This window comes from Desulfosporomusa polytropa (assembly GCF_055380075.1).
On the sequence record NZ_AP042400.1, the window covers coordinates 2,078,643 to 2,103,224 of the forward strand.

Genomic DNA, 24,582 nt, shown 5'->3' on the forward strand with positions numbered 1-24,582 from the left:
CTTTTACATTAAAATGCCCAACTCCATAACCAATTGAAGGCCATGCCCTCGATAGTTTCCCATGGTTTGCGAATAAGTGCTTCGTCACCAGTTACGCCACCCAAATCGGTTTTCTTAACCTCCCAAGGGGTAAGAACCTGCTGCTGACCTAATCCGGGTATTTCGCTGCTGATTGGTAATGGTGGCAGTGGTCTGGGCTTGATATCCTTGTCATACCAGCCATATTTCATGACAGCATCAACCATGGCCCGTACATTTTCAGGTTTGGAATTTACCGGGAGATAGCATCCTCCACCCATCATATAGCCGCCACCTACACCAAGCTTTTCACATAATAGTTTAACCCTGGCATCAATCTCCTCCGGCGTACCAAGAATAAACATCTGGCTGGGAATGCCGCCAGCGATACACATGTGATGACCAATTTCTTCTTTGGCCTTAAAAATATCACCCTGATCATCAATATCGCAGATTACCGAGCCTTTTGGCAGTTCTAACATATGATGCCAGTGCTTACCCCAATCCCCTTCCATATACAGCCTAATTTTATGCCCAGCGGCAATAATCATTTCCATTGTTTTCTTAAAAGAAGGCCAATAGAAGGTGTCAAATTGTTTTGGTGACATAAACGTCGGCTTATGCGTAGGTACAAATATTGGATACCGGCGCAGCGGATCGGCAGTCGCCAACGCATGTCGGGCCATAATAGGTGCCAATATATCGCATGCTTCCAGAACTTTGTCCGGCTGGCGGCGGATATCGCGAAGAATTCCGGTTAGACCGCGCAAAACGTCACCAAGCAGATCAAAGGGGGCGAGAAAGGCTCCGGTCATTGGTTGAGGCATACCGCACTGATTTTGTAATTGTATCGATCTATTGCGCATAATTTCAGCGTACATGCCCTGTGCCATACCGGCTTTGAGGAAGGCAAAATGGGAACGCGTTGAACCTTTGTCCATTTCACTGAATACTCTTGGCAAAAATTTTTCCATCATAAATTGCCCCGAATTAGCAATTAATGCGTCATATTCATCAGCTAGCATATACTCGGCTTCGGAAAATTGAATAGCCACATGAGGAGCTAGATCTCGTCCGGGAAATTTATAAGTTTTAACACCAAGAACATCATAAATCGGAGCCCAGAAACGGTTATTTCGCAAGACATCAAACTCGGGATAATCGCGAATGAAATCCATCTCACTCTGAAGCCACTTTTGTGGATCATAAATAACTTCTTGGCCACTGGCTGTGTAAGACTCAGCAAAGTTATTACTTCCAATGGCAATTGGAATTCGATCCACCGGCTCCAATGCAATGGTGTTCTGATATCTACCTAACCGTTGTTCATAAATTTCTTTCATGTCTGTGGACATTTGACATCACTCTCTTCCTCTATATATTTATATATTGTTTAAGCACCTGCGGCATTTATAACGAATTATCGTCATTATACTTAAGGTTTACCAATCATCATCGTTACTAAACGTCCCCCTCTCTGTGAATTTAATCATGTTACATTAATTTTTGAATAGTCGCCTACATGTCTACACAAGTACACTTCTAGGTTCACTGGAAAAATCCTGCTATCCATTAGCTGTTTTTTTAAAAAATTTCTAATATTTAAATAATATTAGACAATCGCTGCGGTCGTAACGCTCTCACTATAGCATTATGAATAACCCTTATCCCCTTACTGTCAATAGACAACAAAAAAAGAAGACTACCCCTTTCTTGAGGTAATCTCCCTCCCTTAATAAACTTGATTGACTATAGGATACCTACTCCTTTAGCGAGGGCAAACGCGAGACCACCGCCAATAAGTGGTCCAACTACAGGAACCCAGGAATAAGCCCAGTCGGAAGAGCCTTTGCCTGGAATCGGGCAAACAGCATGCGCAAGTCTTGGTCCCAAATCACGGGCAGGATTCAAAGCGTATCCAGTAGTACCACCTAAGCTGGCACCCATACCCCAAACTAACACTGCCACCATGAACGGTCCAAATCCGGGAGCCATACCGCCAACTGGTTTGGAGAACATAGCAAAGATTACAAAAATAAACATAGTGGTTGACAAAATTTCGCATAGCAGATTTTGACTATAATTGCGAATGGCCGGACCTGTACAGAAAACACCTAATTTTATACCCTGATCTTCAGTTGCCTCCCAGTGCCCCCGGAAAAACAGATAGGTAAGACAACCGCCAACAAAACCACCAGCAGTTTGCGCAATCATAATAATAATAGCTTCCGGAGTCGTATATACACCGTTAAGTAATTTGGCAAATGTTACAGCCGGGTTAATATCACCTTGGGGTGCACCACAGGCAATTGCAACATATACGCCCATGGCAACACCCACCATCCAGCCAGTAATTATGTTAAACCAACCGGAACCTTCTGCCTTAGAGTACTTGAGTAAAGAGTTTGCAACGACACCATTACCAAAGAAAATTAGAACAGCCGTACCAAGAAATTCACCTAAATATGGAGTTGTCATAAAATAACCTCCTTTTTTCTTTATAAGGAATTGTTTTTCCAATAAATCCTCTAAAAATAAACCTCCTTCCTACAAAAGCATGCTCAACCTATACTTCTGATTATAAGTCTAACTATATAGTGAATAGTTGTCATATTTATGTATATTTTAGTAATAATAAATATACTAAAATTACCTTTTTCATACATTATTACTTTTTACTAAGAAGTGTCAGGTTAATCTTATCAAAAAAATGTGATTATTTTGCGTTTTTACTTAATTTTCGGTACAAAGTTATTTAGAATATACTTCCATTATAACGAATGATTAAACATTGAGTTTTTCTCATTGTTTTACAAAGTGTTGCACTTAGATTTTAGATTCACCATATTATTTATTTCTAATTTCAAGATACCTTATCCATAAAATTAAAAATTACTTGGAGCTATACCCTATAAAGCTACTGCCAATATATGAACATAGTATTACCGGATAGCATACTATGCAATATACAATCCTTTTATAATCCTATAGAAAGGAGAAGATGTTTATGCCTCGATGGGAGCCTCCGGAAATAGTAGAAGAAGAAAACGATTTTGAAGAAGTACGTGAAAATAGTCGCCAGTGCTTTCCCTTTGGCTGTTTTCCGCGTAATTGCTTTCCTCGACACCATTGTTTTCCTTTTGGCTGTTTCCCCCGTAGTTGCTTTCCTCGGCACCAATGTTTCCCTCGTAATTGTTTCCCACGCCAGCAGTGCTTTCCTTTTGGCTGTTTCCCCCGGCGTGAGTGTTTTCCTTTCCTTGGCTGCTCCCCTCATCGCTAACCACGCTATCAGTGCAATCAATGCACTGATACATGCGTACATTCGGTATTTAGAATACTTATTCGTAAATACGCAGTCCGTGCCACATTGAGGCACGGACTGTTTACTAATAGAGATCTATTTCTTCGCTATTAAAATTCATGGTCGCAGTGGCATATTGGGTGCTGGTTACATTCCATACCCTCGCTCTGAATTGCATCAAGTATTTCAAGGAAGTGTTCCGCTTCTCTCCGTACATGATCAGCAAGTAGTGGTGGAATTAGAGATACTGCTGCACATTGCTTAATTAATTCTTCAGCCGTGGTCTTAAAATCACGAAGTTCCATCATGGAAGTAGTCACATCTTTTTCGAAACGCCAAAAGTCGTTATTGATTCTAAAATGCCAAAGCATACTATCAAAGTCTCGGGCATGTAATTGCAGTTGATCAAACTTATCACTTAAAGTATGTGCTGTATCAACAAGATCACGTTCTGAAGGATCAAGTAAACCGCGAATAAATTTTAAATGATCGCCCATAATTCTTAGCCAAAATACGTTTTCACTTACAATAGAATCAACAGGATATTGCATTTCACCATTTTTGGCCTTTTGCAGAATCTTGTGAAAATACATTGCTTCGCGTGATATATGGTCGATTAATAATGGGTAGTTGCCGCCACCACGAATTTTGCACTCAATTAACAAGTGTAGCAGATGCCTTTTAAAACAGAATATATTCTTTACCGCGGTCATTACTAAATCTACAAAGCATTGAAAATCATTATCACTTTCGACATGGCAAGCCTTCTTTTCAAGATCGGCAAATACCGCATAGAATTGATCTGCTTCGCGTATTAATTCCGTTTGATCGCAAGGTAACCCTAACTTTATGAACAGAGAGTGCTCCTTCATAATGCGGAGCCAAAAACGGATTTGATGCATATTTATTGAAACAAAAGGCTTTACTTCTTTACAAAAAATATCCAAACTCTATCCCTCCATAAATATTGGTAATACATATTATGTATCTGCTCTGCTCTTAGTGCCTAGGACTACTATAAATAATTATAAATAATCAAAACCAATAAAACACCTCTCGTGTTGTATAGAAGTCATAATTGAAAAAAAGTGATTTATGGACATAAATTCTAAACTAAAGCACCAAACTAATCCCAGAAACTTAAAGGAGGTTACACTACTTCATGTCTAAAGCTACCCTAATTAAAAGTGATGACTCCACAAGTCGCGGAGACGTTGAATCGGTGCTCAATAAAGGTGATGCCAGCGGTACTAATAATCCAGATGACCACTTTGATGTCCACAAAAACGCTAAAAAATACTATGATATTGAAAAAATTCCTAGTTCCATGACTGAGGTCCACAAGTGGCAGCGGGAACATATTAAGGTTCATGACCAGAGTAAAGAAGGTTATCCGCTCAACGTTATAATCGACCCGGCCATGCGGGAAATGTATCAGCATGTACATGCCCAAGGGCTGACTAACGTGTTTGATCGTTTTGAACAGCAGGAAAAAATCCGTTGCGGATTCTGCTCTTCTGGTCTATCCTGCCAGCTTTGCGCAAACGGCCCCTGCCGTATCAGCCCCAAGGCTCCCCGCGGAAATTGCGGCGTAGATGCTGATGTTATGGTGTCAAGAAACTTTGTTTATCGACATGTCACTATCGGGACTTCCGCCAATATCTTCCATGCACAACAAGCTGCCCGCACACTAAAAGCAGCTGCAACGAAACCTGAGAGCGGTCTAAAAATCCGGGACAAAGAAAAGCTTTTGAAATATGCTGAGATGGCCGGATTAAACAGTCATGAAGATGTAAATAAAGTAGCAATTAGTTTCGCTAACTGGGTCCTTGAAGATATGGGTAAACCTTACTGGGAAGAATCTGCTATGGTGCAGGCTTTTGCTCCACCCAAACGCCAGGAATTATGGCGAAAACTCGGTATCTACCCCGGCGGGGGTTTTAGCGAGATCGGATTTGCCCAAACTAAGTGTATGACCAATCTTAACGCAGACCCCGTAGATTTTTTACTAACCTCTGTCCGGTTAGGTGTAATAAACGAATATCAAGGCCTTTTTGCACTGGATATTCTTCAGGAAATTCTTATGGGCACCCCCAAAATCCGTACGTCAAAACAAAATATGGGCCTTCTCCAAAAGGATATGGTCAATATTATTACCAACGGCCACATGCCGCTGACTGCTCATATTGTTATTGAACTGGCGTCTACTCCGGAATGGCAGGAGAAAGCAAAAAAAGCCGGTGCCAGTGGAATGCAGATCCTTGGACATGTCTGCGAAGGCCAGCAGCTCTTAAATTACAAGGATACTGGTGAAATGAGTGCCTATGGTGGTCAGGAAGGCGAATGGCTATCAGAAGAATACCTGTTTGCCACAGGAGCAGTTGACCTCTTCATGTTCGATTACAACTGTACCATTCCGACCTTGCCGCTCTATGCTGAACGTTTTGGTACCAGAATGGTCAGCACCCATGAGGTTATTCGCATGCCCGGCACCGAGATCGTTGAGTTTAAGCCTGAAGAAATGAAAAAACAGGCCGAAAGAATTCTCGATATGGCTATTGAATCTTTTGCTAAACGCAAAGCGGAAAACCGTGAAGTCTACATTCCGCCCCATGTATCGGAAAATTGCATGATTGGTTTTAGTACGGAATCCGTTAAAGAAGCGTTAGGCGGTACATGGAAACCGTTGATTGATGCCATTGCTGGTGGAAAAATCCGCGGTATAGCTACTATAGTAGGCTGCACAACGGCCCGCTACGGTCAAGGTGGCAGCAATATTTTTCGTATTACAAAAGGGTTAATTGAAAAGGATATCCTGGTATTGTCAGGCGGCTGTACTTCTTCGGTAATGGAATACACAGGCCTAACCAATCCACAAGCGGCAGAAGAATGCGGCCCAGGACTGAAAGAAGTATGCAAAGCACTTGGTATCCCGCCTGTCCTCTCATATGGCGCTTGTGTGGACATCGGAAAAATGACTCAAACAGCTAAAGAAATTGCCGATGCATTAGACGTCGATACGAATAAACTTCCGATCGTGATTGGCGCTCCTGAGTACCTTGAGCAAAAGGCAGTGGCCGACGCTTGCACTGCAATTGCTCTAGGATGGCTGGTGCATGTGGCACCAGTGCCTTCGGTGACTGGCAGTGATCTTGTTATCAAAACACTGACCGAAACAACCGAGACCTTAGGACTTGGCAAACTTACAGTAGAAACGAGTGCTGACAAGACGGTACAAATCTACGTTGATCACATTGAGAAAAAGCGTAAAGAATTAGGATTGCATTAAAAAATATTACTCTTCCCCACAGGGCAGCGGTTATGGTCGCTGTCCTTTTTTTGGTTACTGAACCATATTGGACTGTGCGGATTGCCATACAGTAAAAAATATATAAATGTGACAGGAGATAACTAGCACCTGTCACATTTTTGTAGCTGCGCATGATTGATTTATATCCACAGACTATTTACGTTCGTCAGGTTTTACCAAGCCTAAATTAATATGGCAGTATCCTCCCGGTGTCTTTTCGAGATATCTTTGATGATAGTCCTCCGCAGGGAAAAAGCATCCCACTGGCTCGACTTCAACCACAATTGGATCAGTATAGTGTTGTTGCATTTTTTCAATAAAATTAATGATAACTTCCTTATCATTCTCCGCTGCGTAATACACACCCGTTCGATACTGTGTGCCTTGATCAGGACCTTGACGGTTAAGTGTTGTTGGGTCAATAATGCGAAAGTAATATTCTAATATTTTCTGCAAAGACAATATCTTGTCATCATAAGTAACTTCACAGATCTCAGTATGCCCTGTAGTTCCTGTGCAAACCTGTCGATATGTGGGCTGTTCTGTACTTCCTTGTCCAAATCCAACGCTTGTACTTAAAACGCCTTTAAGTTGCATAAAGTAGGCTTCAACACCCCAAAAGCAACCCCCTGCAAGCCATATTTTCTTCATAATGATCGCTCCTCCTAGTTTGAGTGAAATTCAATCAGTTCATTTTAGGTTATACAAGCCTTTTATATCCTATTCTCATCGATGGTAACTTCAGCTTCCTTTATACCTGTAAGCCCCCGTCCATTGTGGAACCTCAAGACAATCTAACGCTTTTTTAGAAGCAAGCTGTAATATTTTACATTTAAAATTGGAACCCTATTTGTAGTATCGATGCGAGTCCTTCCACCACTTATTATTCATAACAATCCTTCTAAATTAGAGGCACTATATATGGATATTCCATTACAAACACTAAATCGCAAAGTTTATATCTCAACGGCTATATGTCTCGTGCTATGGCTACTCATTATCTTTAATATGATTTTTCTCTTAGGCGGAATAACCTTTCATAATGAGTTTTGTGTATTAAATACTAGGTTAGATTTTCTACGTTATAAGAACTTGCAATCCCGACTTAAATACGGCGTGCAATTTCTAGGCTGGCAGCCGATTAGGATATACTCCCGGTATGGCTATGCTCTTGAGGGGACATTCATCCCAAATCCAATACCTTCAAATAAAACAATCATCATTCTTCACGGCATATCAGCCACACAAAATATGGGACTTCATTACAAAGATATGTATTTAAGTAATGGCTATAACCTTTTACTTTATGATTCACGTGCACACGGCATAAGTGGCGGCTCTTGTGTATCCTGGGGCTACTATGAAAAATATGATCTTGATCAATGGATAGATTGGGCTTTGGAAAAAAATCCGCAAAGCACGATAGGTGTACATGGTGTCTCAATGGGTGCCGCGACAGCACTGATGCATGCACCACTAAACGAATCTACCAAGCGGGTGAAATTCTACATTGCCGATAGCGCCTATGATGATTTGAAAACATTAATAACTGAGAAGATGGTTAACCTTACGCATTCTAAAAATCCGTACTGGATAGAAATTCTTGTTACCTACGCCAGTGTAGTAGCCTATTTCCAATCGGGTTTTTCTTATGAGGAAGTTTCACCTATTAAAACTATAACGAATGTCACTACTCCTATTCTATTTCTTCATGGAGAAGCAGATACGCTAGTCCCTCCTACTATGAGCCACAACTTGTACCAGGCAGTGAATGGTTATCGGGATATACTTACCTTCCCAAACGTAGTGCATGGTAAAGCAGTTATCGATAGAAAGGAGGATTATTATGACACCGTGGCAAAATTTCTCTACTTGGTAGAGTAACAGATTGACAATGCTTTCTTCCCCTTCAAAAAAGCTCCTCCTTACCACGGAACGTGTGTTTGTCGTTATTATAGAACAAACGTTCCGCAGTGTAACGAGGAGTTAATTAGAAAAGCGACCTGTGTCGCTACTTAGTCCAAATAGGTGTATCCGTGCTCCGTCCCCTACTTAACATATTCTATGCCATTAGCATTGCATAGATGAACAAGAAGATGGTTTGACACAAAGCGATAACTACACCATTTTTAATCATGTACTTAACATTTTTTGACTCTGCAAATCCCATGGAACTAAACATATTTGCACCTGGGTAAATAAAGTTAGTAACCCGGGTCGCTATAACCAAAGCAACTGACCATGCCAACATGGAAACCCCATATTGGTTGAGCATCGGTAAAAACATTTCGTGGAGCATCTTGAGTTCAGCTACCGTCGCACCGGAAATGCCAAAGGCACCAATCAGACCGCCTGCCAAAACCACTGCGGACTTGCCGCCGACTTCGACCAGCGGCCCAAGTATAACTGCCAGTGCTTGAAATCCCCCAGATTGTTCAATAAATAAGATAAAGGGCTCTAAGATCAAAAACAGTAAAAATAAGCCGACATTACCAGCCATTCCTTTAACAATCAAGTTTAAAATATGATTGAATTTCAAGCCCCCGACTAACCCAGTCATAATTGCTAGTACCAACATAACGATGATTATGAACGAGGTTGCTGCTTTAATTACAATACCATAGATAACGGCAACGAGAAATAACGATATGAATGCGAATGTAGCCCTTTTGTTTTCGGCAGTCGGTACAAATCTCTCTAAGCCTTCCTGACGTACGTATGCATCAGAGTCCTTGGTTTGCTTCTGAATTCGCTGTAACATGAACCATGTCGCAGTCATGGAAATCAGCACAATAGGCCCAGAAACAAACAAGAGCATATCACCATAATTAATCTTGGTAAGACCTAGCAAAGTTACTACCGGTGGCGTGAATGGCCCCAAGATGAGCGCTTCTTCGCCTACCGCTTGAAATATGACACCCACAGTACTACGGGATAGCCCCACTGCTGCCGCAATTGGTAAGACGATAGGGGCCAAAATAGCATTACCCCCGGCCATGGTCCCTAATAGACCAATAACTACCATGCATGATAGCATGATCCCTAACATAGCTTTCTTTTCGGTATCTACACCAATGCCATAAATAATCTTGTGCACAATAGTGTGACTAACCTTAGTAGCTGTTAACACTTCACCTAGACCTCGTCCTAGCATAATAATCAATCCGACTAACGCTAAGAAAGACCCCATCGACTTCGCCATGACATTCCCAAAAGATACAAACGTCTGTCCAGATATTATAGCCCCGATAACTACGCAAATCACCGTTGCTGGCAAAGGATCAACATCACGGAACACTAGTACTACATAAATGACCAGCGGTAATAGCCCAAACAATCCCCACCAGATATTAAAATCGCTAGCTACTGTCATCACAATATCCCCTCTCATTATCTGTTATTTACCTATCTTTGTATAAAACTTTACCCGGAGTATTACCTGTAAGCCGCCCTTCTCTCACGACAAATTGCCCGCTCACTAGCACATTTTCAATACCCTGAGCGTAACGATGCGCCTGTTTGAAATCTGCCACATCCGTAACTGTATTAGGATTAAAGAGCGTAATATCGGCCGCCAAGCCAACCTGAATGCGTCCGCGATCCCTCAGTTGCAAACGGCTCGCGGGCAGCGCGGTCATCTTGTAAATTGCAGTTTCCAGTGGCAGCAGTTGTCGCTCGCGGACATAGTGTCCTAATACCCGGGCAAAGGTACCGTACGACCGTGGGTGCGTGGCATTCTTGGCATCGCGGTTACTATTTAAGCCTCTGCCGTCAGAACCTACCGCCACTATATCACTCGCCATTATGGCGTCGACATCATCATCAGACAACGAGAAGTATACAGCACCTACTCCACCGCGCTCTTGCAATAATAGACGCATAACTGCATCTTCGGCGTCGCAGCCCCACGCTTGGGCGATATCTTTGACGGTATTGCCGACAAATCGGGCATTATCTGTCGATACTACACTGGCTACCATTACCCGCTCCGGGCCACCGCGAATCTTCATTTCCAGCCCAATTTCACTAACTAAACAATCATGTAACTGGGACGCGGCCAGGCGCTCCATCAGAGCTTCCACCCCGCCTGAATGCGCCCACTGCGGCACTAGCGCTGTAAGTGAAGTACTAGATGCAACATATGGATATTGGTCAGCCGCAATATCGATCCCTTTGGCACGGGCAGCTATAATTTTATCCAGTGCTTCCTTACCCTTACCCCAATTGGTTTGACCAATGGCTTTTAGATGAGATACTTGGATACGGGCGCCACTTTGCTCGCCAATTGCAATCATTTCATCGATAGCTTCCATCAAGGTTGTACTCTCACCGCGAATATGACTGGTAAACAATGCACTTTTTGCTGCCACGACCTTGGCTAGAGAAATCAACTCTGGAGTATGCGCAAAGCTTCCCGGCGGATAGATCAACCCAGTTGATAGTCCCCAAGCCCCCTGATCCAAGGCTATTTGTAGTAACTGACACATTTTTTTATTCTCTTGTACCGTGGGTTGACGATCCTCAAAGCCTACTACTGCTATGCGCAATGTTCCATGCGCTACTAACGGGGCAAGATTGACGCCAATGCCCTGTGAGGCCAAATGCTGCGCATATTGTGTGAAGTCTGACCATGTCAGATCATCACCCGTTAACTCCTGTTCATGCATCGCCAAGTACTGGGCCAGCTGGTTAGCCCGTTCCGGCGCTACAGGGAAAGAACCGATACCACAGTTACCCACTACTTCTGTAGTAACTCCCTGTAAGACTTTACTATCAGATAATGGGTTATGGGAAATGGTACAATCCGTATGAGTATGTATGTCGATAAAACCTGGTGCCACAACCAGCTCCGCTGCGTCAATCACTGTCTCGGCAGATTCACAAATGTTCTTGGCAATGGCAACAATGCGGCCCTCTTCAATGGCGATATCCGCCTGATACAACGGAGTACCAGATCCATCGGCAATTTGGCCACCGCGAATAATAACAGAATACATGAATAACACCTCTCTGTAATGAAATTAGCTTACCTGCCTATCAGTTATTACCCCCCCTTTCCAAAATAAAAAGACCCAACAAGATACAGCCTTGCTAGAAGGCTCTATCATGCTGGGTTTCAATTACGTACAATAAATGAAGCAGCTTATATAAGATTTTCAATCCCAATTAAAATCTGTCATCCCGGCAGTAATACCCTTTTGGATATTCTGGAAACGCCGTTGTGCATCACGCCAGGCTACGATAATAGCTTTCTGGGAAGCACCAAAATATCGATTTTCTACTTCGTTTTTTATTATTTCTATATCTGTCAACATGTTTTTCCCGACGAAGATACTCTGCAAAAACTGATCAGTAGCTTGCATCACGGTGGTACTGGAACAAGTCAGGATGATGCCGGAATCTCTATCTACAATAAAGCACATTACAAATCTACTATATTGATAAGTTATCGGATTATTGAGCTGAGATTTTGAAAGACCAATTAAATAAACTGTATTGCTAGGAAACATGTCATCATCAACCCGCTTATGAGTGAATTTTCTAATAGGTTATCATCTTTTTTAAATAATAACAAATTTCCCCATTGTATGTCAATGTTATTTTTCTCCAAAAGGGCAATACTCCGCGATGTATACACAATACAAGAATTTTTACAAAATCAATGTGATCTTCTTGGACATACTCCTGTATAAAAAACACCCATCACTTACCTTTTCAGTAAATGACAGGTGTTAATTTGGTAACATTCAAAGGTACATGAGTACCTTCCTTCCCACAGCTATCGTCACTAGATTATATGGTGGAGACGAGCGGGATCGAACCGCTGACCCCCTGCTTGCAAGGCAGGTGCTCTCCCAGCTGAGCTACGCCCCCAGAATTGATATTAGACTTACGATCTTCAACAAGTAACTTATGGAAGATGGTAGCTCCCTCAAAACTAAACAATGTAAGAGTGTTCATCTGCCAAGATGTACCGACCTAGAAGTTAGTTCAGTTGTTACGCCGAACGGTTCTCCCTAGAAAGGAGGTGATCCAGCCGCACCTTCCGATACGGCTACCTTGTTACGACTTCACCCCAATCATCGGCCCCACCTTAGACGGCTAGTTCCATTGCTGGTTACCCCACCGGCTTCGGGTGTTGTCAACTTTCGTGGTGTGACGGGCGGTGTGTACAAGGCCCGGGAACGTATTCACCGCAGTATGCTGACCTGCGATTACTAGCGATTCCGACTTCACGGAGGCGAGTTGCAGCCTCCGATCCGAACTGAGAGCTTGTTTATGCGTTTTGCTTGACCTCGCGGTCTTGCTTCGCTTTGTTTAAGCCCATTGTAGTACGTGTGTAGCCCAGGACATAAGGGGCATGATGACTTGACGTCATCCCCGCCTTCCTCCGTCTTGTCGACGGCAGTCTCCCTTGAGTTCCCGACATTACTCGCTGGCAACAAAGGATAAGGGTTGCGCTCGTTGCGGGACTTAACCCAACATCTCACGACACGAGCTGACGACAGCCATGCACCACCTGTTTTCGTGTATCCGAAGATAGGAACTAATCTCTTAGTCTTTCACTCAATGTCAAGCCCTGGTAAGGTTCTTCGCGTTGCGTCGAATTAAACCACATACTCCACCGCTTGTGCGGGCCCCCGTCAATTCCTTTGAGTTTCAACCTTGCGGCCGTACTCCCCAGGCGGGGTACTTATTGCGTTAGCTTGCGGCACAGAGGGGGTCGATACCCTCTACACCTAGTACCCATCGTTTACGGCTAGGACTACCGGGGTATCTAATCCCGTTCGCTCCCCTAGCTTTCGCGCCTCAGTGTCAGACACAGTCCAGAAAGTCGCCTTCGCCACTGGTGTTCCTCCCAATATCTACGCATTTCACCGCTACACTGGGAATTCCACTTTCCTCTCCTGCACTCAAGATTCCCAGTTTCCTGCGCCTATACGGGGTTGAGCCCCGCACTTAGACACACGACTTAAAAATCCACCTACACGCCCTTTACGCCCAATAATTCCGGACAACGCTTGCCACCTACGTATTACCGCGGCTGCTGGCACGTAGTTAGCCGTGGCTTCCTCCTTTGGTACCGTCATTACCCTGCATTATTCACACAAGATACGTTCGTCCCAAACGACAGAGCTTTACAATCCGAAGACCTTCTTCACTCACGCGGCGTTGCTCCGTCAGACTTTCGTCCATTGCGGAAGATTCCCCACTGCTGCCTCCCGTAGGAGTCTGGGCCGTGTCTCAGTCCCAGTGTGGCCGTTCATCCTCTCAGACCGGCTACTGATCGTTGCCTTGGTGAGCCATTACCTCACCAACTAGCTAATCAGACGCAGACCCATCTCTAATCGGTAGCTTATAAATAGAGGCCACCTTTCTTATCCTAGTCATGCGACTAAGATACCACATTCGGTATTAGCACCACTTTCGCGGTGTTGTCCCCAATTTAGAGGCAGGTTGTCTACGCGTTACTCACCCGTTCGCCACTAGGAGTTATTACTAACTCCCCGTTCGACTTGCATGTGTTAGGCACGCCGCCAGCGTTCGTCCTGAGCCAGGATCAAACTCTCCAATAAAGGTATGCCGTCTATGAGCTTACAAACTTAAATACCATTAGCTATCTTAATTAAAGTAGACAAACTACATTAACCGACGCACCAGGCATAAGATAAGACTTGGCTTGTGCCAAGTCCGTCAGGACGCCGGCAGAAGCCTTAGTCGTTCAATCCAGGGAAAGTTATACTTTCCATCTGGACAAGTTCAAAGTCACAGAGTGACTACATTATATGAAGCCATTTGTTGGCTCTGTATTTGTTGGAGCGGAAAACGAGATTCGAACTCGCGACCCTCGCCTTGGCAAGGCGATGCTCTACCGCTGAGCTACTTCCGCATCCGTTACTAATTGATTGAGTGGTTCTAAAGCCACTCGCACATCTGGCATTTTATGATGCATTACTTACATTGTTTAGTTTTCAAGGAGCGACGTGCACGGATGACACGATTTGTCCGAGACCACCTCGTCAGTGTTTGTGACGGATGCATATCATAACATTTAATTTAAGTTATGTCAACACGATTATTTGTGCCAATAATTTCCGCCGCTCACAGCGACTTTTATAGATTACCACGTTACTGTTATTACGTCAAATGCAATTTATTGGTTATTAATTATTAGTTGCCCAAAATGTCGTCTCTTTGTATGTCCAAACCTGCATCTAGCAGGTGGGCATCTTGAGATATGCTTTTGCCCTCCACTACAAGGTGGCTCGACAGCTACATACCATTAGATTCCCTATATAGTAAAGTAGGTTGGACATAGCTAAGATAACATGCATTCTAGGCATTTTTTGGAGGCGACACCCAGATTTGAACTAGGGGATCAAGGTCTTGCTAACCTTAGCCTTACCACTTGGCCATATCGCCATCATTTCGGATTTATTATTGTATCAGATCGTTTTAGTTATGTCAATTAATTATTTTGCAATAAAAAAGATCAGTTTTCTGATCTATAATGGTATCTGGTCGGAGCGGCAGGATTCGAACCTGCGACCCCCTGGTCCCAAGCCAGGTACTCTACCAAACTGAGCCACGCCCCGAATATTATACTATAATAGGATGTTCTCCGCTACCGCTCAGAACTAAGCGATTCACTCATATTCTCTCTTCGCTTACAGCTCGCGACAATATGGTTCTCTGCTTATGCTTAAGCTTTATGGTGCGGGAGACAGGAATTGAACCTGCACGCCTCACGGCGCTAGATCCTAAGTCTAGTGCGTCTGCCAGTTCCGCCACTCCCGCGTCCTCGGAATTAATACTATACCAGCTGATTCGATTATTGTCAACTGGTACACAACAATTCAATGTATTTATATTAATAAATGGAATTATTTGAAGGAATTTCCACGAGAAAGATCGAAGAAATTAATAACTTTTCATCAGCGAGGTAAATAATGTCAAACCTTGAAATGCTCAATTCTCCAGAGTTTAAAACATTCGTCAATAAGACTTTCTCGGGAGATGAATCTAGCTTCTGTTTCTTTGATATGATGCCTATCGGGCTTTCAATTACTACAGATATTTCCTGCAAAGAGATTAGGCATAATCCCAAGGCAGCTAGTTTTCTGCGAATTGATGATTGGAGTATTCTTTCTCATTCTGCATCAAATATAACATATTTGAAGATATTGCGTGATGGACAGGAACTATTGCCAGAAAAAATGCCGATTCAACGCGCAACATGGCTTGGTGAAGAGATTGAGAGTGAAGAACTAGAATTTGTGTGGAATGATGGCGTTCGCAAGTTTGGCTTGTGGAGTGCCCGTCCCGTACGTGACGACAATGGAGTTATTGTTGGTGCTTTAGCTGTATGCGAAGATATTACCGAGCGTAGACTACTGGAAGAAGAAAAACTAAAAGAGACCGAAAATCGTTTCCTAAAATACCTTGAAAGTATGCTAGAGTGTTTTGCAGTTCTTCGTGCTGAGCGTGATGATAACGGGCAAATTATTGAATTCCGATCCGAATATATCAATGAATCAGGCTGCCAAGATCATAAAATTACTAAGGAAGAAAATGTTGGAAGGGGAATGCATGAGCTATTTCCGAATTGTGTAGAATTAGGCTTATTTAAGATGTATTGTCGTGTAGTCGAGACTGGAGAACCTTTAGAAATAGACTCGTTTTATTTATCCAATGTGAAAACGCCAAATACTATCGAAGTATACGACATTAAGGTACTCAAGCTGGATAATGAAAGAGTCACCGTTTCTTGGCGTAACATTACAGAAAAAAAGAAGCTAGAAAATGAAATAGAACGTCTTGACAGACTCAACATTGTTGGCGAAATGGCCGCCAGCATTGGACATGAAATTCGCAATCCCCTTACAACAGTACGCGGTTATCTGCAAATGTTCGGAATGAAGGACAAATACGCCGAACACAAGGAACAGTTTAGTACGATGATTGAGGAACTTGACAGAGCCAATTTAATTATCACCGAATTTTTATCGCTTGCAAAAAACAAAGCTGTTAATTTTCAGCATGCTAATTTGAACGAAATCATTCAAATGCTATTTCCCCTCTTACAAGCTGACGCACTTCACCGAGGAAACGAGATTAAAATCGAACTAGGTAATATTCCTGAGTTGGATTTGGACAAGAAGGAAATACGACAGCTTCTGATGAATCTAGTGCGAAATGCAGAAGAAGCAATGTCATCTAAAGGCACAATAGTTATCAAAACAGGCCTTGATGAGGAACAAGTATTTTTGTCTGTAAAAGATTCGGGGCAAGGAATTCCCAAAGATATTTTAGATAAGTTAGGAACTCCTTTTTTAACTACTAAAGATAATGGGACTGGTCTCGGATTACCAGTTTGTTACAGAATTGCAGAACGGCATAATGCAAAAATAAAAGTAAAAACTGATATAAATGGAACAACCTTTTTTGTGAAGTTTAATAAACCCAGCAACAAGGAATAGTAAGGAGCAAATTTGAAATGGAATTTATATATTTAACCTTGTTGTGGTCTCTATGGTGTATGCTTCATAGTGTAATGATCTCTTTATTTTAACCCCATCTCGTAACGAAAAATCGCCTAAACCAAAATCTAGGCGAACATTAAAGCCGACTCAAGCACCCACAAAATATTCAATCTGATCCGGTGCAAACTCTATTCCGCCCAGCATTTTTCGCCTGATATAAAGCAGAATCAGCTTGCCGGATCAACTCCGAAGGAACCTTATCTAATTCTGGTCTTATGGCGGCCACCCCAATGCTCACAGTAACATGTTTGGCCACTTTTGACATCTCATGTGAAATTCTTAACTCCTCTACATTACTGCGTATTCTTTCCGTAACTGTTAGCGCCCCAGCTTTGGCCGTTGAAGGGAGAAGAATAACAAACTCTTCTCCGCCATAACGTGCTCCCAGATCGCTGGCTCTTTTTAACGATTCGGTTAGAATGCTGCCCACTTTCTGTAAACACTCATCTCCCGCGAGATGTCCGTAATAATCGTTATATTTTTTAAAAAAATCTATGTCAATTAAAGCTAGTGATAAAATATCTCTATGACGTAATGCACGTCTCCACTCTTTTTCTAGTGTCTGATCAAAATGGCGACGGTTAGCTATACCGGTTAATCCATCTATTAGAGATATTCGCTCTAGTATATCCCTATATTTCTTAAGCTCCAAATGGTTTTTTACTCGTGCCTTTATAATAGCGGGATTAGAAGGTTTTATAATATAATCAATGGCCCCTATTTCGAGTCCCTTTGTTTCATGCTGAACATCATTAGCAGCCGAAACGAAAATAACTGGGATGTTTTTGGTATAAGGATTTTTCTTTAATCTTCTGCATACCTCATAACCATCCATTCCTGGCATTTCAACATCTAGCAATATAAGATCTATACTCTCTGAAGCAGCTAAAACTAAGGCTTCTTCACCCGATGTCGAAACAAGAATATCGTAATCATTACCTAATATATCCTTCATGATTTGGTTACTTAATTTTGTGTCGTCAACAATTAAAATACGTTGCGTTTCACACTCCAAAGTTATTTTCACTCCACGAAGATAATCGATATAATCCCGTTGACGTAAGCATATCCAGTACCGAACCCGTGGCTCCTCTCATTGATATGTTGACACCTTTACGTCGTCCTTCAAAGACTACTGCGGCAATAATTCCAACACCAGCAGCATCCATATAAAGAGTATCATTAAAATCAAGACAGATAGCTGTAGCTTCACCTGTAAAAAAGCTGTAGATTTTGTCGCGAACGCAATCAGCATTGACGGCAAGACATTCGGGACCAATAGTAACCACAACATAGTTAGAATTTTCTTTCACCAATCCACCCCCAAAGAATAAGTACAAAATACCTGTTTATACTTACAAGAATATCCCATAGAAATAATAAAAGATTGCCAGTTTCAGCTAACTTCATGCTGCAACCTGGCAATCTTAGATTAAAATCTTTAGACCCATGGCTTTGCGTCCCGCCTTTTCAGGAGGTTTGCCAATATTATTTTTTTTGCATTATTCTACATAACTCTTCAGAATCCTGCTTAGAACAAAAAATTATGCGTAATTTTTTTAAAACTATATATATAATCACTAACAGTGCTTATACACGAAATCATTTTTGCCTGTTGCACCCTACGCCATTGCACATCACCACTCTTCACCTGCACCCAAATCATATTTGCTGTGGTCTGAGCTTCTGCCGTTGTTGACAAGCTTATAAAAAGCGGAAATAAATAGCTCTTATCAATAACTAATCCTAATATTATTGCGTCTTGCTCATAATATTTTTGATTTGCTTTTGCATATCCTCAATTTGTTTTTTAATTTCTGAACTATCCTCATTTACATTTTGTTTTTCTTTTAAACTATTTAAATATTCAGTCTGAGAAGCTATCACTAAAATAATGCAACCTATTCCAATAATAAAATTACCCAGGACGTTTTGTTCTCCGGGTGTTTTATCATAAGCTAACGCTATACCCAAAACTGCAGAAATTAATCCAAGCTCACTTGCTCCGATATTTTCAAATTCGGACATTTCATTTCACCTCAGTTTAGTTTATGACCAGGTATAGCGCTTAGTTACGAGAGCTTGCCCCCCCCCTCCGCCATAAACTAAAAAATCCCCAGCCGGGGCCGGGGAATAAAGCTGTCACGATGTGATGGCTTTATTTGGTATGGTATTCTGGTTTGCACTGGTGGGGTTAAACGGACTCGAACCGCCGACCTCTTCGATGTCAACGAAGCGCTCTAACCAACTGAGCTATAACCCCATATGAATTTATTATTCAGATCAGTATAATAGTATCTTATCAATAGTTGTATTGGTCGGAGCGGCAGGATTCGAACCTGCGACCCCCTGGTCCCAAGCCAGGTACTCTACCAAACTGAGCCACGCCCCGACGTGTTATAGGATGTTCTTCGCTACCGCTCAGAACTAAGCGATTCACTCAAGGTTTCGCGTCGCTATCGCTTCTAAAAACTTGGTTCGCTGCTTATGGTGCGGGAGACAGGAATTGAACCTGCACGCCTCACGGCGCTAGATCCTAAGTCTAGTGCGTCTGCCAGTTCCGCCACTCCCGCGTCCTCGGAATTATTACTATACCAGTTGTTTTCATTATTGTCAACTGGTATTACGATAATTTCAATCATTTTTCTTAGTAGGGCCTGAATCGAAAAGTAGTTGACTCCTTGTGACCGGCAGCCCTACCTCAAACTGAACGTCGGCCGTCCTGAGCAGAGCCATGCCGTTTAGAACTTACACATAGCAATCCTGCATTTTAGGGTATGCTACAAGTAACTAAATCAAAAAAGGGGTTGCGTTATGAAACTTATTACCGTTGGCGATGAGGCGCCAAACTTTACTTTGACTGATAACAACGAACAATACGTTACTCTAACAAACTATCGCGGCAAAAAAGTACTTCTTTCTTGGCATCCTTTGGCTTGGACACCTGTCTGTACCGATCAAATGCGCGCTCTTGAAACTAACTATCAGGCCTTCCAAAACCTCAACACTGTACCCATGGGCTTTAGTGTTGACCCCACACCCTGCAAAAAACTGTGGGCTGAGGCTATACAGTTAAAGATGGTACGCATTCTAGCCGACTTTTGGCCACATGGCAAGGTCGCCATGGATTATGGAATATTTCGTGAGCAAGATGGCTATTCCGAACGGGCTAACATCGTTATCGATGAAAACGGCAAAGTAAGCTGGATAAAAGTTTACCCTTCCTCACAGTTGCCTGACATTAATGAGGTTTTAGACGTATTGTCAAGTACTACCAGTAAATAGATTTCTTAAAGACAGGCAAAAAGCAAGAGACCATTCCTTGATTCTGGACGATCTCTTGCCTTTTGCCTACTGTTTTGGCCGTGCTTTTATATCTTTCTTTTGCGGATAAACTTGTCCAGCGTCTTTATTGCTAAGATGATCGGCTTCCTTACCTCCGTAGGGTCCCTGCTGCCGTTGCTCTAGACCATTTGGACCGTGAGCTGACTTCGAGTTGTCGTCGTAAATATTACCCATATTAAAACACCTCCTACGATAGTATTTCCAATATCGAGCTTTTCGGCCCTGGTAACTTTAGTCTTTGTTGATAAGGAATGATAACAATTGCCCCAATAATAAGATTAAATTCATGATAATTTTCTGAATTTACCAGTTATTATTGTCCTTCATAAGGGTAAAATATTATTGGAGGTGATTCTATGAAAAACGAAAACCGGAATGAAAATAACGAACAGCGCCGTAATGAGAGGAACCACAAGAACCTCGAATTCGCCCGGGAGTTAGCTAACGTAGAAGAACGCCGTAATGAAAAAGATTGCGGTGGTGGCTGCGGCGGCAAACGGTAACGTTCTTAAATAGATCAATCGCCTTCTCCCTATTTGTATCCTTCTTTAATGCATAGCGGCGACTAATAGTCGCCGTTTATGCATTTCAAATGTTTTTATTTACTCTTCTCCATAAAATTAGTTTCATATCCCTTTTACCAAGGTAAGTTTGAATTACTACTACCGGTCTAAAAATTTTATAAATCTATCGGCTAGTTCCGGATCAAATTGTGTACCACAATTTGCAGAGATATCAGCAATTATCTCCGGATAAGTCTTATACCTTTGATAATTACGTCCCCAAAACATCACCTCAAAGGAATCTGCAAGAGCACATATCCTGGCGGCTAACGGAATTTCTTCCCCTTTAAGACCAAATGGATAGCCTGTTCCGTCATATCTTTCATGATGATAAAGCACAATTTCCAATGCATCTTTATTAAAATCGATATTCCTCAGGGCAATATATCCAAGCCCAGGGTGTCTTTTTATCTCTTCATAATCATCAGGCGACAGGATAGCCTGTTCAAAATATGACTGGGGAAGATAAATTTTTCCAGCATCATGCAAAAAACAGCCCCAACTCAAAATTGATAGAGCTTGAGCCCTTAATCCTATAGCTTTACCAAACAATAACGCAATTTTTTCAACATGAACTGCATGAGTATTAATGGATGATTGATTAGAAGGTCCTTGTGTTTCAAACGATATCGTGGCATTACCAATCATCATATATGCAACCACCTTATGGAACCGGGTGAACCGGGTATTAAAAGGGATTTCAGAAAAGTTGGTACCATATAATATTCGCGCCAAAAAATAAAGGGAACACAATTTTCAGTTGTGTTCCCTTTATTTGGTACAATGCATATTGCACTATTTTTCTAAGAAACTGACGCTTATAAAAATAAATTTACATTGGAATCTTCTGCTTCATTAAGATAATAACCAACACCACCAAACTTAACACCGTCAAGTAGTTCTTCTGGATGTAACCCCATAACATCCATGGACATTTGGCAAGCAACTATCTCTATCCCTGAGTCTTGCGCCGCTTTAATAAGGTCTTCAAGTGAACTCACGTTCTTGTTTTTCATCACCATTCGCATCATTTTACTCCCCATCCCCATCATATGCATATTGGAGAGTTTTAGCTCTTTACTGCCCTTGGGCATCATTAGACCAAACATTTTATCGATAAACCCTTTCTTTACAGGAACATGTTCGGTTTTTCTTAAAATATTTAAACCCCAGAAGGTGAAAAACATAGTTACCTTTTTCCCCATCGAAGCGGCGCCGTTGGCTATGATAAAGGCAGCCATAGCTTTGTCAAGTTCTCCACTGAATACAACTATGGTTTTGTTGTCTTTGACTGGCAAGTTGTCAACTGGCTTATTTATATGCCTGGCATCACTATTTTTTTTTACAAATGCTACAATGGTATTCCCCTCTTTCTTCACATCTAATAACTCATTATTAGTTCGCTGACACCAAGCTTTAATATCTTCATAGAACCCAGGATCGGAAGCAACTACTTTAAGGATTTGATTGTTGCTCATTTCGTCAAGAGATGCTTTAACCTGCATTAAAGGGCCTGGGCAGCTTAGACCGCACGCATCCAAGAATTTATCATACTCTTTTGTTTGTAAGTTCTCTTCTTTGATACGCTGTGTATCTGGATCTACAACTAATTTATTTTCAAAGTCACCAGTGGTAGTACCTGGTTTGAAGCGCAATGCAGAAACCGATTTATAGCCGCCGGTCATATTTTTAACGTTAAATCCATGTTGGGTTAAAATTCTAGAAGCGATATATCCCCGCAAACCTACCTGGCAGTAAGCTAAGATCGGTTTATTTTTATCTAGTTTGTCTAATTCTTTTCTTAGATTATCTACAGAGATGTTAACGGCTCCTTCCAGGTGGCCATTTTGGAATTCAAGTTCACTTCTTACATCCAGTAATTGTGTACTCTCTTTATCGTAATTGTCCAGTTCTTCGTAGGTAAATGTTTCTACACGGCCTGCCAAAACATTTTCTGCTACATATCCGGCCATATTCACAGGGTCTTTGGCCGAAGAAAACGGCGGTGCATAACAAAGTTCAAGTTCTGTCAAATCCGATACTTTTCCGTTAAGTCGAATTACAGTAGCAATTACGTCAATACGTTTATCTACGCCGTCAGAGCCAACTGCCTGCGCACCCAAAATGATACCTGTCTCATTAAAAATAAGCTTTAGCGACAAAGGCAATGCGCCCGGATAGTAGGAGGCATGGGATACAGGATGCACGAAGATTACCTTGTAGGGAATATTTAGTCGTTTAAGTGTTCTTTCGTTACTACCTGTACTTGCGGCTGTTAGACTGAAAACCTTGAGTATAGAGGTTCCCTGCGTACCTTTATAAGTGGAAGTTAGTCCTGCAATATTATCGGCAGCAATTCTTCCTTGCTTGTTAGCTGGACCGGCCAAAGGAATTGCCACCTTTTGTTTCGTTACAAAGTCGACAACTTCAATTGCATCGCCTACGGCATAAACACCTGGGCAAGAAGTTTCCAATTTATCGTTAACAATGATGTGTCCTCTATCACCTAATTTAATACCACTGTCCTTGAGAAACCCAGTGTCTGGTGTTACTCCGATAGCTAGAATAACCACATCAGCAGTAAGTGATTTACCACTGTTTAATACTATTTCGATATTACTGACTTTCTCTTCAAAGGACTTTACACCGTCATTTAGTAATAGCCTTACGCCATTATCCGCTAATTCCTTTTCAACAACAACTGCCATATCAGTATCAAAGGGTGGCAAGATATGAGGCGCCGCTTCTACGATGGTTACTTCTAGCCCCCGGTCTTTTAGGTTTTCCGCCATCTCCACACCGATAAAGCCGCCGCCAATAACGACAGCCTGCTTGACTCCCTGTTGATCAACAAAACTTTTAATAATGTCGGTATCCGGAATATTTCTTAAAGTAAAAATTTTATCGCTATCAATTCCTGGAATGGGTGGTCTAATCGCTTTAGCTCCCGGTGATAATACTAGATAGTCATAGGATTCTTCATAGATGCCTCGTTCTTTACTGTTCACTGTTACCGTTTTTCGGTCAGGATTAAGTTTAGTTACTTCACTATGAATTCGCACATCAATATTAAATCGTTCTTGCATACTTTGCGGCGTCTGCACCAGAAGCTTACTTCGTTCTTTGATGCTTTGTCCTATATAATATGGTAAACCGCAATTTGCAAAGGAAATATGTTGATCTCTCTCAAACATAATGATTTCGGCCGTTTCATCTAATCTTCTGAGTCTTGCGGCAGCCGATGCACCTCCAGCAACTCCGCCAACTAGTAATATCTTTTTAGCCATTAAAAGTTCCTCCTTCAAAATATATATTTCCTACATACATGAATGTTGCATTCACCGTACTAACTCTTTGAGCTGCTTCCTTTGTAGGTTGCCAATCATATTGTAATGCCTTAGCCGGATAACTATTCAGACAGGGCGCACATGAATAGCCATCAAGTTTACTATTATCTGCATCTAATATATGGTCGATATGGCCTGTTAGACATATCGCGGA

Annotated in this window: 19 protein-coding genes, 8 tRNA genes, 1 rRNA gene, 1 other RNA gene and 1 riboswitch; of the genes, 6 read left to right on the forward strand and 23 right to left on the reverse strand. The window is 42.0% G+C overall.

The features are described from left to right. Window positions 1-8: 8 nt before the first annotated feature. Together ACZ449_RS11570 and ACZ449_RS11575 are read right to left on the reverse strand one after the other, a co-directional pair. Window positions 9-1,373 (reverse strand): uroporphyrinogen decarboxylase family protein, encoded by a 1,365-nt coding sequence (locus tag ACZ449_RS11570; protein ID WP_464261161.1) that lies wholly within the window; start codon window positions 1,371-1,373, stop codon window positions 9-11. Window positions 1,374-1,767: 394 nt separating this feature from the next. Beyond that, the gene (locus ACZ449_RS11575; RefSeq protein ID WP_464261162.1) at window positions 1,768-2,496 is read right to left on the reverse strand and encodes an MIP/aquaporin family protein; all 729 of its coding nucleotides are present in this window, start codon (window positions 2,494-2,496) and stop codon (window positions 1,768-1,770) included. A gap of 575 nt (window positions 2,497-3,071) precedes the next feature. On the opposite strand from ACZ449_RS11575, the gene ACZ449_RS11580 reads away from it, so the two are divergent. Next, a complete protein-coding gene (locus tag ACZ449_RS11580) occupies window positions 3,072-3,389 on the forward strand; it encodes a hypothetical protein (protein WP_464261163.1) in 318 nt (105 codons plus the stop codon). A 40-nt stretch (window positions 3,390-3,429) separates the two neighbouring features. On the opposite strand, the gene ACZ449_RS11585 is transcribed toward ACZ449_RS11580, so the two are convergent. After that, a complete protein-coding gene (locus ACZ449_RS11585; protein ID WP_464261164.1) occupies window positions 3,430-4,266 on the reverse strand; it encodes a DUF2935 domain-containing protein in 837 nt (278 codons plus the stop codon). A gap of 215 nt (window positions 4,267-4,481) precedes the next feature. On the opposite strand from ACZ449_RS11585, the gene cooS reads away from it, so the two are divergent. Continuing rightward, window positions 4,482-6,608, forward strand: a complete 2,127-nt coding sequence (cooS, locus tag ACZ449_RS11590) for an anaerobic carbon-monoxide dehydrogenase catalytic subunit (protein WP_464261165.1) — start codon at window positions 4,482-4,484, stop codon at window positions 6,606-6,608. A gap of 174 nt (window positions 6,609-6,782) precedes the next feature. On the opposite strand, the gene msrA is transcribed toward cooS, so the two are convergent. Then, window positions 6,783-7,280: a peptide-methionine (S)-S-oxide reductase MsrA gene (msrA, locus tag ACZ449_RS11595; protein ID WP_464261166.1), complete on the reverse strand. Its 498-nt coding sequence runs from the start codon at window positions 7,278-7,280 to the stop codon at window positions 6,783-6,785. Window positions 7,281-7,550: 270 nt separating this feature from the next. Between msrA and ACZ449_RS11600 the strand changes: the two genes are divergently transcribed. After that, entirely contained in the window at window positions 7,551-8,513 is a 963-nt protein-coding gene (locus ACZ449_RS11600) for an alpha/beta hydrolase (protein ID WP_464261167.1), read from the forward strand. Window positions 8,514-8,691: 178 nt separating this feature from the next. On the opposite strand, the gene ACZ449_RS11605 is transcribed toward ACZ449_RS11600, so the two are convergent. From ACZ449_RS11605 to ACZ449_RS11650, 10 genes are all read right to left on the reverse strand, one after another. Then, window positions 8,692-10,002, reverse strand: coding sequence for a permease (locus tag ACZ449_RS11605; protein WP_464261168.1), 1,311 nt, complete (start codon window positions 10,000-10,002; stop codon window positions 8,692-8,694). 28 nt (window positions 10,003-10,030) lie between these two features. Beyond that, a complete protein-coding gene (locus tag ACZ449_RS11610; RefSeq protein WP_464261169.1) occupies window positions 10,031-11,626 on the reverse strand; it encodes an N-acyl-D-amino-acid deacylase family protein in 1,596 nt (531 codons plus the stop codon). Between the two features lie 159 nt (window positions 11,627-11,785). Continuing rightward, window positions 11,786-12,139: a DUF3870 domain-containing protein gene (locus ACZ449_RS11615; RefSeq protein WP_464261170.1), complete on the reverse strand. Its 354-nt coding sequence runs from the start codon at window positions 12,137-12,139 to the stop codon at window positions 11,786-11,788. Window positions 12,140-12,427: 288 nt separating this feature from the next. Then, window positions 12,428-12,503, reverse strand: a tRNA-Ala gene (locus ACZ449_RS11620). A 147-nt stretch (window positions 12,504-12,650) separates the two neighbouring features. Continuing rightward, a 16S ribosomal RNA gene (locus tag ACZ449_RS11625) occupies window positions 12,651-14,206 on the reverse strand. Between the two features lie 239 nt (window positions 14,207-14,445). Further along, window positions 14,446-14,520, reverse strand: a tRNA-Gly gene (locus tag ACZ449_RS11630). A 282-nt stretch (window positions 14,521-14,802) separates the two neighbouring features. Then, window positions 14,803-14,976, reverse strand: a non-coding RNA gene (gene ssrS / locus ACZ449_RS11635) — 6S RNA. Between the two features lie 2 nt (window positions 14,977-14,978). Beyond that, a tRNA-Cys gene (locus ACZ449_RS11640) sits at window positions 14,979-15,053 on the reverse strand. A 96-nt stretch (window positions 15,054-15,149) separates the two neighbouring features. Continuing rightward, window positions 15,150-15,226 (reverse strand) — tRNA-Pro (locus ACZ449_RS11645). Window positions 15,227-15,343: 117 nt separating this feature from the next. After that, window positions 15,344-15,428, reverse strand: a tRNA-Leu gene (locus tag ACZ449_RS11650). A 152-nt stretch (window positions 15,429-15,580) separates the two neighbouring features. On the opposite strand from ACZ449_RS11650, the gene ACZ449_RS11655 reads away from it, so the two are divergent. Then, on the forward strand, window positions 15,581-17,110 hold the full coding sequence (locus ACZ449_RS11655; RefSeq protein WP_464261171.1) for an ATP-binding protein: 1,530 nt from the start codon (window positions 15,581-15,583) through the stop codon (window positions 17,108-17,110). Between the two features lie 169 nt (window positions 17,111-17,279). Here ACZ449_RS11655 and ACZ449_RS11660 read toward each other — a convergent pair whose 3' ends face one another. From ACZ449_RS11660 to ACZ449_RS11685, 6 genes are all read right to left on the reverse strand, one after another. Further along, window positions 17,280-18,188 carry a diguanylate cyclase gene (locus ACZ449_RS11660; protein WP_464261172.1) on the reverse strand — a complete coding sequence of 303 codons (909 nt, stop codon included), beginning with the start codon at window positions 18,186-18,188 and terminating at the stop codon, window positions 17,280-17,282. After that, window positions 18,178-18,486 (reverse strand): STAS domain-containing protein, encoded by a 309-nt coding sequence (locus tag ACZ449_RS11665; protein ID WP_464261173.1) that lies wholly within the window; start codon window positions 18,484-18,486, stop codon window positions 18,178-18,180. The genes ACZ449_RS11660 and ACZ449_RS11665 overlap by 11 nt, the downstream gene beginning before the upstream one ends. A gap of 96 nt (window positions 18,487-18,582) precedes the next feature. Then, window positions 18,583-18,667, reverse strand: a riboswitch (cyclic di-GMP riboswitch). Window positions 18,668-18,925: 258 nt separating this feature from the next. Further along, window positions 18,926-19,201, reverse strand: a complete 276-nt coding sequence (locus ACZ449_RS11670) for a hypothetical protein (protein WP_464261174.1) — start codon at window positions 19,199-19,201, stop codon at window positions 18,926-18,928. Window positions 19,202-19,359: 158 nt separating this feature from the next. After that, window positions 19,360-19,436, reverse strand: a tRNA-Val gene (locus tag ACZ449_RS11675). 52 nt (window positions 19,437-19,488) lie between these two features. Further along, window positions 19,489-19,565, reverse strand: a tRNA-Pro gene (locus ACZ449_RS11680). Between the two features lie 96 nt (window positions 19,566-19,661). After that, window positions 19,662-19,746: transfer RNA gene (locus tag ACZ449_RS11685), tRNA-Leu, on the reverse strand. 241 nt (window positions 19,747-19,987) lie between these two features. Here ACZ449_RS11685 and ACZ449_RS11690 point away from each other — a divergent pair. Beyond that, complete coding sequence (locus tag ACZ449_RS11690; protein WP_464261175.1) at window positions 19,988-20,458, forward strand: redoxin domain-containing protein; 471 nt, start codon at window positions 19,988-19,990, stop codon at window positions 20,456-20,458. Between the two features lie 66 nt (window positions 20,459-20,524). On the opposite strand, the gene ACZ449_RS11695 is transcribed toward ACZ449_RS11690, so the two are convergent. After that, window positions 20,525-20,692 carry a hypothetical protein gene (locus ACZ449_RS11695; RefSeq protein ID WP_464261176.1) on the reverse strand — a complete coding sequence of 56 codons (168 nt, stop codon included), beginning with the start codon at window positions 20,690-20,692 and terminating at the stop codon, window positions 20,525-20,527. Between the two features lie 182 nt (window positions 20,693-20,874). Here ACZ449_RS11695 and ACZ449_RS11700 point away from each other — a divergent pair, with 182 nt between their 5' ends. Beyond that, entirely contained in the window at window positions 20,875-21,021 is a 147-nt protein-coding gene (locus tag ACZ449_RS11700; protein ID WP_464261177.1) for a hypothetical protein, read from the forward strand. A gap of 159 nt (window positions 21,022-21,180) precedes the next feature. Here the strand turns inward: ACZ449_RS11700 and ACZ449_RS11705 are convergent, their stop codons facing one another. Together ACZ449_RS11705 and ACZ449_RS11710 are read right to left on the reverse strand one after the other, a co-directional pair. Further along, entirely contained in the window at window positions 21,181-21,732 is a 552-nt protein-coding gene (locus tag ACZ449_RS11705; RefSeq protein ID WP_464261178.1) for an HD-GYP domain-containing protein, read from the reverse strand. A 167-nt stretch (window positions 21,733-21,899) separates the two neighbouring features. Continuing rightward, the gene (locus ACZ449_RS11710; RefSeq protein ID WP_464261179.1) at window positions 21,900-24,368 is read right to left on the reverse strand and encodes a CoA-disulfide reductase; all 2,469 of its coding nucleotides are present in this window, start codon (window positions 24,366-24,368) and stop codon (window positions 21,900-21,902) included. Window positions 24,369-24,582 lie beyond the last annotated feature (214 nt).